General features: G+C 73.0%; 6 protein-coding genes. 3 read left to right on the top strand and 3 right to left on the bottom strand.

Features of this window, described 5'->3' with window-relative positions; all coding sequences use genetic code 11:
- Window positions 1–105 precede the first annotated feature (105 nt).
- Window positions 106–1,098 (top strand): porphobilinogen synthase, encoded by a 993-nt coding sequence (hemB, locus tag AB0472_RS33680; RefSeq protein ID WP_366362140.1) that lies wholly within the window; start codon window positions 106–108, stop codon window positions 1,096–1,098.
- Between the two features lie 40 nt (window positions 1,099–1,138).
- Here hemB and AB0472_RS33675 read toward each other — a convergent pair whose 3' ends face one another.
- Window positions 1,139–1,354 (bottom strand): hypothetical protein, encoded by a 216-nt coding sequence (locus AB0472_RS33675; RefSeq protein ID WP_366362138.1) that lies wholly within the window; start codon window positions 1,352–1,354, stop codon window positions 1,139–1,141.
- A 311-nt stretch (window positions 1,355–1,665) separates the two neighbouring features.
- Between AB0472_RS33675 and AB0472_RS33670 the strand changes: the two genes are divergently transcribed.
- Entirely contained in the window at window positions 1,666–2,865 is a 1,200-nt protein-coding gene (locus AB0472_RS33670) for a PLP-dependent aminotransferase family protein (protein ID WP_366362136.1), read from the top strand.
- 13 nt (window positions 2,866–2,878) lie between these two features.
- Here the strand turns inward: AB0472_RS33670 and AB0472_RS33665 are convergent, their stop codons facing one another.
- Both AB0472_RS33665 and AB0472_RS33660 read right to left on the bottom strand, forming a co-directional pair.
- Window positions 2,879–3,652, bottom strand: a complete 774-nt coding sequence (locus tag AB0472_RS33665) for a DUF4253 domain-containing protein (RefSeq protein WP_366362134.1) — start codon at window positions 3,650–3,652, stop codon at window positions 2,879–2,881.
- A gap of 86 nt (window positions 3,653–3,738) precedes the next feature.
- The gene (locus tag AB0472_RS33660) at window positions 3,739–5,811 is read right to left on the bottom strand and encodes a hypothetical protein (RefSeq protein WP_366362132.1); all 2,073 of its coding nucleotides are present in this window, start codon (window positions 5,809–5,811) and stop codon (window positions 3,739–3,741) included.
- A 140-nt stretch (window positions 5,812–5,951) separates the two neighbouring features.
- Here AB0472_RS33660 and AB0472_RS33655 point away from each other — a divergent pair, with 140 nt between their 5' ends.
- Window positions 5,952–6,125: a hypothetical protein gene (locus tag AB0472_RS33655; RefSeq protein ID WP_366362131.1), complete on the top strand. Its 174-nt coding sequence runs from the start codon at window positions 5,952–5,954 to the stop codon at window positions 6,123–6,125.
- Window positions 6,126–6,136 lie beyond the last annotated feature (11 nt).

The following is a 6,136-nucleotide window of genomic DNA, read 5'->3' as shown; positions in this document are numbered from 1 at the left end:
GCACCGTGCGCGGCGGGTACGACCCCGCCCGGCACGTCCTGCACAACCACACCGCGGACGCCGCGTCGGCAAGGGCGCTCCTGTGGCGGGCGTAGCGTAGAGGGCATGACGAAGTACGGCTCCTTCCCCGGCACGCGGCCGCGGCGGCTGCGGACCACCCCCGTCATGCGGCGCATGGTCGCCGAGACCCGGCTGCACCCCGCGGACTTCATCCTCCCGGCGTTCGTCAGGGAGGGGGTGAGCGAGCCGGTGCCGATCGCCGCCATGCCCGGCGTCGTGCAGCACACCAGGGACAGCCTGAAGAAGGCGGCCGCGGAGGCGGTCCAGGCGGGCATCTCCGGGATCATGCTGTTCGGGGTGCCCGAGGAGAGCAAGAAGGACGCCCTCGGCACGCCCGGCACCGACCCCGACGGGATCCTCCAGGTCGCGCTGCGCGACGTGCGCGCCGAGGTCGGCGACGACCTGCTCGTGATGTCCGATCTCTGCCTCGACGAGACGACCGACCACGGGCACTGCGGGGTGCTCGACGCCGAGGGCCGCGTCGACAACGACGCCACGCTGGAGCGGTACGCCGAGATGGCCCAGGTGCAGGCCGACGCGGGCGCCCATGTCGTCGGGCCCAGCGGGATGATGGACGGCCAGATCGGCGTCGTCCGCGACGCGCTCGACCAGATCGGGCGCGAGGACGTCGCGATCCTCGCCTACACCGCGAAGTACGCCTCCGCCTTCTACGGCCCCTTCCGCGAGGCCGTCGGGTCGTCACTGAAGGGCGACCGCAAGACCTACCAGCAGGACCCCGCCAACGTGCGGGAGTCGCTGCGCGAACTGGCCCTCGACCTGGAGGAGGGGGCCGACATGGTGATGGTCAAGCCGGCCGGGCCCTACCTCGACATCCTCGCGCGGGTCGCCGACTCGGTGGACGTGCCGGTCGCCGCCTACCAGATCTCCGGCGAGTACTCGATGATCGAGGCCGCCGCCGAGAAGGGCTGGATCGACCGCGACCGCGCGATCCTGGAGACCCTGACCGGCATCAGGCGGGCCGGCGCGCAGAACATCCTCACCTACTGGGCCGTGGAGGCCGCCCGGATGCTGGGCTGACCGCGGACGACGTGCGTCCCGGGGCCGCCCCGGGCCGCTTTCAGGACGTCCGCCTGGGCGCCGGGGACCCGGACGCCGGGCCCTGAGCGGGATCGGCGCCGGGCCGGACGCGGGCCGCGGAGGAGGACGGGCCCTCGTCGCGTACGCCCTGGCCGTCCCGGCACCCGCTCAGTGCGGTCGCGGCGACCAGCGCCAGGGCGGCCGCCGCGAGGAGACGGCGGCGGCCGGGGGCCGGAGTGCGGTGCGTGGCGGACATACGAGGGCTCCCTTGACGATCTCGGCGCGGTCGGCGGCGGGGTGCGGTGGAACGGCGGGTGCGGGCGCAGCGGCGGGGGCATGGACGTGCCCTCAGCCTGTGGGGCGGCCCGCCCGGACCGCCAGTGCCGACGGGAGATTCGGGACGCCCGAACCCGCTCCACCTCTGTGAACTGCGCGGATCCCGTCCCGTGGGACGGCGGTACGGGACGCGGGCACGGGCCGGTCGTCCGGATCGCGGAATTACCGGTGTAGGCGGCACGGACCTCTCTACGCTCCCGCCAAGACGAGGATCAGCCCAAGGAGCCGTCCATGACCCTCACCCCAGCGCCCGTCTCCGCCCCGCCGCCCCCGCTCGCGGCCCGGTCCCGGACCGTCGGCGGGTCACCCGTGCGGGAGATCCTCGCGGTGACCGCCCGGCCCGAGGTGATCAACTTCGCGGGCGGGCTCCCGGCCCCCGAACTCTTCGACCGGGAGGGCATCGCCGCCGCCTTCCGCACGGTGCTGGAGGAGACGCCGGAGCGGGCCCTGCAGTACTCGACGACCGAGGGCGAACCGGCCCTGCGGCAGCGGCTCGCGGCACGCCTCTCCGCGCGCGGCCTGCCCACCGAGGCCGACGACCTCCTCGTCACCACCGGCTCCCAGCAGGCCCTCTCCCTCCTCGCGAGCGCCCTGATCGACCCCGGCGACACGGTCCTCGTCGAAAGCCCCTGCTACCTCGCGGCACTTCAGGTGTTCGGGCTGGCCGGCGCACGCGTGCTGCCGGTGCCCGGGGACGCGGACGGCGTCGACCCGGCCGCCCTGGAGGAACTCGTCCGCGCCGAACGGCCCAAACTCCTCTACCTCGTCCCGACCTTCCAGAACCCCACCGGCCGCACCGTGCCCGCCGTCCGCCGCGCCGCCCTGGCGACGGCCGCCGCCCGGTACGGCCTGTGGATCATCGAGGACGACCCCTACGGCGAACTGCGCTACGACGGCGACCACGTCCCCTGGATCGCGTCGTTCCCCGGCGCCGAGGACCGGACGGTCCTGCTCGGCTCCTTCTCCAAGGTCATGGCCCCCGGCCTCCGGCTCGGCTGGCTCCGCGCCCCCGGCGCCCTGCGCCGCGCCTGCGCGGTGGCCAAGCAGGCGGCCGACCTGCACACCCCGACCCTCAACCAACTCGCCGCCGCCCGCTACCTGGACGTGCTGGACGGCCATGTCGCCAAGGTGCGCGCGGTGTACGGCGAACGCCGGGACGCCCTGCTCGCCGGCCTGGCCGAGGCCCTCCCGGCCGGCTCCACCTGGAACCGGCCCGAGGGCGGCATGTTCCTCTGGGCCAGGCTCCCGTCGTCGTACGACACCACCGCCCTGCTGCGCCGGGCGGTGGACCACCACGTCGCCTACGTCCCCGGCGAGCCCTTCTACGCCGCCGACCCCGACCGCGCGACGCTGCGGCTGTGCTTCGTGACGCAGACGCCGGAGGAGATCGGGGAAGGGCTGCGGAGGCTCGCGAAGGGCCTGGGCGGCTGACCGGGGCCGGGGCTCAGTCCCACCAGAAGTGCCACAGCCGCCCGCCGACCAGCTGCTCGGCGTACGACGAGAGGGTGTCGTCGGCGCCGGGCAGCACGGCGTACGGGCAGAAGGCGAAGTGCTCGGCGGCGACCGCCTCCGCCTCGTCGAGATCGGCGGGCGGGGCGGCGACGGACAGCGCGAGGTGGTCGAAGCCGAGCGCCACCAGCCGGGCGCCGAACCGGTCCTCCCAGGAGCGCAGCACCGCGGACAGCCGGGCCACGTCCTCCTCGTAGTTCACCGGGCCGCTCCAGCCGATGGCCGCCGGTATGTCCGCGCTGCGCCGGGCGGACACCAGCGCCAGATGCGGCTCCTTCAGCCAGGGCCGCCCCTGGCTCAGCGCGTCGGCGACGTCCGCCGCCCGCGAGTCCGGGTCGGCGACCAGCGCCGTGGAGGGAGCGAGCCCCGGCCACTCCTCGCCCTCCGGCGGGTCCTCCTCCCAGTAGTCCTCCAGCACCTCGTCGGCGTCGTGGTCCCCCGGGTAGGACGTCTCCCCGGGAGCGAACTCCCAGTCGTCGAGCTCGGACACGTCGATGAGCACCGGCAGCAGCCCCGCACGGGCGGCCGGCGCGCCCAGCGCGGTCCAGGTCCCGGGACCGGCGGGCTGCCCGGCGTACCACAGCAACGGCTGGTGCCACGGGCCGTCGAGCGTGTCGTCGAGCAGTGTCCCGGGCGGGAGTTGGAGCCCGAGCGACCGACCACTCGGGTCGGTCGCCAGCTTGGGCAGCGGGTTGGGAAGAGTCGCCATGGCGATGACTGTAAGGGGCGTCACCGACAACGCCGACGGCGGTTGTCCCACCCAGGCGGTGAAGGCGGCCCGGGCGGCGTGCCGCTTCAGACGCCGTCGTCCCGCGGGCGGTCGATGAACTCCGGGGTGAGCAGCTTTCGGTAGGGCGCGAAGATCCGCTCCGGGGAGAGTCCGAGCCTGGTGAGCCGACCGGCGATCGAGTCGAGTCCCGATACCGACTCCCTGCGGATGATCTCAGGCATCACTTGCGCGGACATCTCCCGCGCGGCGCGGTCGAGGGGCGGCGGCCACTCCTGGTGGAGCGCGGCGACGGCAGCGGACACCTCCTTCCAGTTGCCCCGGTACAGGCCTGGCAGCATCTCGGTGAAATACAACCGGGGCAGCTTGGACCACAGGTGCAGCAGCAACTCGGTCTGGTCGATCGCGGGTTGCGGTATCGCCTGGAAGAGCAGCCAGCCGAAGTCGCTCTCCTCGCCCGCTGCCGGTTCGTACAGCTCGTCGACCAGGGCAAGGATCTCGTCGGTCGGCAACTCGCGGACGACGGCCCCGATCACGTGGTCGTTGTGCACACTCATGCGGCGCCCCAGGGCCAACTGGCCTCGCAGATAGTCCGTGACGTCCGCCTTCGGGCGTCGAACGAACGCGGCGATTCCCCACCGCAACCTCCTCGGCAGCTCGTCACCGACCTCGGCCAGCAGGTTGGTCAGGGAGAGCACGTCACCCGGCGTCCGCTCCAGCACGGCCGCCAGCAGCATCTGCGCACCCTGCTCCGCGCGCTGCATGGAGCCGGAGGTCCTGGCCAGCGCCAGGACCAGTGGGGCGAGCTCCTCCGGCGGCAGGGCCAGCGCGAGTGCGGCCCGTAGCCGTACGGAACCCTCCGCCCACCGATGAGCCAGCAGCCTGTCCGCCACCAGCATGACCTCACGCGGCCGGCGATCGCGGACCAGCTCACCGAAGCGTGGATCCGCCGGGTCCCGTGCATCCCACAGCGAGACCGCCGTCTCCTCGGCCCAGGCGAACGCCTCCGTCGGTACCTCGCCCAGCATGTCCCACCACAGCCCCGTGGGATTCTCCGTGACGTCCGCGCTGGTAGCGGCATTGTCCGTGTTGTTCGCGATCTCCTCGGCGTACGCGGTGTCCGCGGCGGACAGCGGGAGCGTCTCGGCGCCGTCGTCCAGATCGGTCACGGCATCACGCAGACGGTCCGCGATCGTCCGGCTCACCGCTTCGGCCCGGTCCAGAGCCGCGTCCACGTCGTCGCCGTAGGCGCTCTGTGGTGCGAGGTCGGGGTGGCCCACCGGCGCATCGGCGACGGTGTCCGCGAGGGTGCCCGACGGGGGGAGATCCACGGCGGCCCGCAGGCGGAGCATCTCGCGACGGATCTCCCGCGTCCGGGTCATGGCCTCCGCGAGCAGTGCGGTGGCCAGTTGGCGGTCCCGCTCGGTCCGTGCGAGCTGTGAGGTGGTCCGGTCGTGTCGCTCGATCGTGTGGGTCAGTTCCGCGTCCACGCTCACCAGGCGGGGCAGATCGGCGGGAACGGCCGACATGGTCAACTCGCGTGCCCGGCTCAGGTGCTCGACCTCGTCGGCGAGCACGACGACCCAGACGGACAGGACGGACGCGAGGTTGGTGGCGTCGCGCAGCGCCAGCTCGGACTGGTGCCGGACCCGGGTGAGCGCCTCCAACCGGCCGTTCTTGGCGTGGAGTTCCTCGTGGAGTTCCAGGAGCCTCGCCTGGGCGGCCACCGCCACGTTTCTGATGACCGGGTCCTTCTCCCGCGTCGCGTCGAGTACGGGAGTGCGCCGGTGCTCCGCCGTGGCCAGCAGGGTGCTGCCCTCGGCGAGCAGGCGCCCGCGGCTCGGCCGTAGCTCGGGCGTGGTCGTGCAGGCCTCGACGACCGCCCTCACGAAAGCCTCGTCGAGTTTGGCGCCCGCCAGACGCTCACTGATCGCGGACTTGCTCAGACCGGTCGCGTTCGAGTCGACCAGCGCCTGCACCGTCATGCCCGCGGCTTCCATGCGTGTGCGCAGGAAGGTGGCGAGGGCCTTGTACTCCTCGGTGTCCGCCCGCACCGGGCCGAACTTCCGGCCCGGCCGACTCGGCGAGCGGTGCGTACGCGGATGCTGCTCGGCCATCTGTCCCCCGGTCCCGTTTTCCATGGACAAAGGCCATTGTCCGGCAGGCCCGTGCCCATGGTCAGCCGCTTCTGCTCCCGGGTTGAGGACAAATTCCAGTGCCGCGCACGCTGCTTCCGCGAGCGAAAGCGTTCGCGGCCCACTGCGCGGAGAAACGAGGAACCATGACCCCGGCCAAGCGCACCACCGACCTGCTGGCCTTCATCGCCGTACTCGTGACGGTCGTCGTGCTGCTGCTCATCGGCGTACCGCCGCAGTCCCTGGCGATCGTCGTCGTCGCCATGGGCGGCCTCTACGGGGCCTGGCTGGGCGTCGGGCGGGGCGGGCCGGAGAAGTAGGGACCGTCCCG

This window comes from Streptomyces sp. NPDC086777, from assembly GCF_040702065.1.
In the GTDB taxonomy this organism is placed as follows: domain Bacteria; phylum Actinomycetota; class Actinomycetes; order Streptomycetales; family Streptomycetaceae; genus Streptomyces.
Note: the sequence above shows the minus strand (reverse complement) of the source record. Positions and strands in the feature narration are given on the sequence as shown.

Excerpts from the sequence above, each read along its gene's own strand:
- AB0472_RS33675 (WP_366362138.1), bottom strand. The coding sequence starts at position 1,354 with ATGTCCGCCACGCACCGCACTCCGGCCCCCGGCCGCCGCCGTCTCCTC.
- hemB (WP_366362140.1), top strand. The coding sequence starts at position 106 with ATGACGAAGTACGGCTCCTTCCCCGGCACGCGGCCGCGGCGGCTGCGG.
- AB0472_RS33665 (WP_366362134.1), bottom strand. The coding sequence starts at position 3,652 with ATGGCGACTCTTCCCAACCCGCTGCCCAAGCTGGCGACCGACCCGAGT.
- AB0472_RS33670 (WP_366362136.1), top strand. The coding sequence starts at position 1,666 with ATGACCCTCACCCCAGCGCCCGTCTCCGCCCCGCCGCCCCCGCTCGCG.
- AB0472_RS33660 (WP_366362132.1), bottom strand. The coding sequence starts at position 5,811 with ATGGAAAACGGGACCGGGGGACAGATGGCCGAGCAGCATCCGCGTACG.
- AB0472_RS33655 (WP_366362131.1), top strand. The coding sequence starts at position 5,952 with ATGACCCCGGCCAAGCGCACCACCGACCTGCTGGCCTTCATCGCCGTA.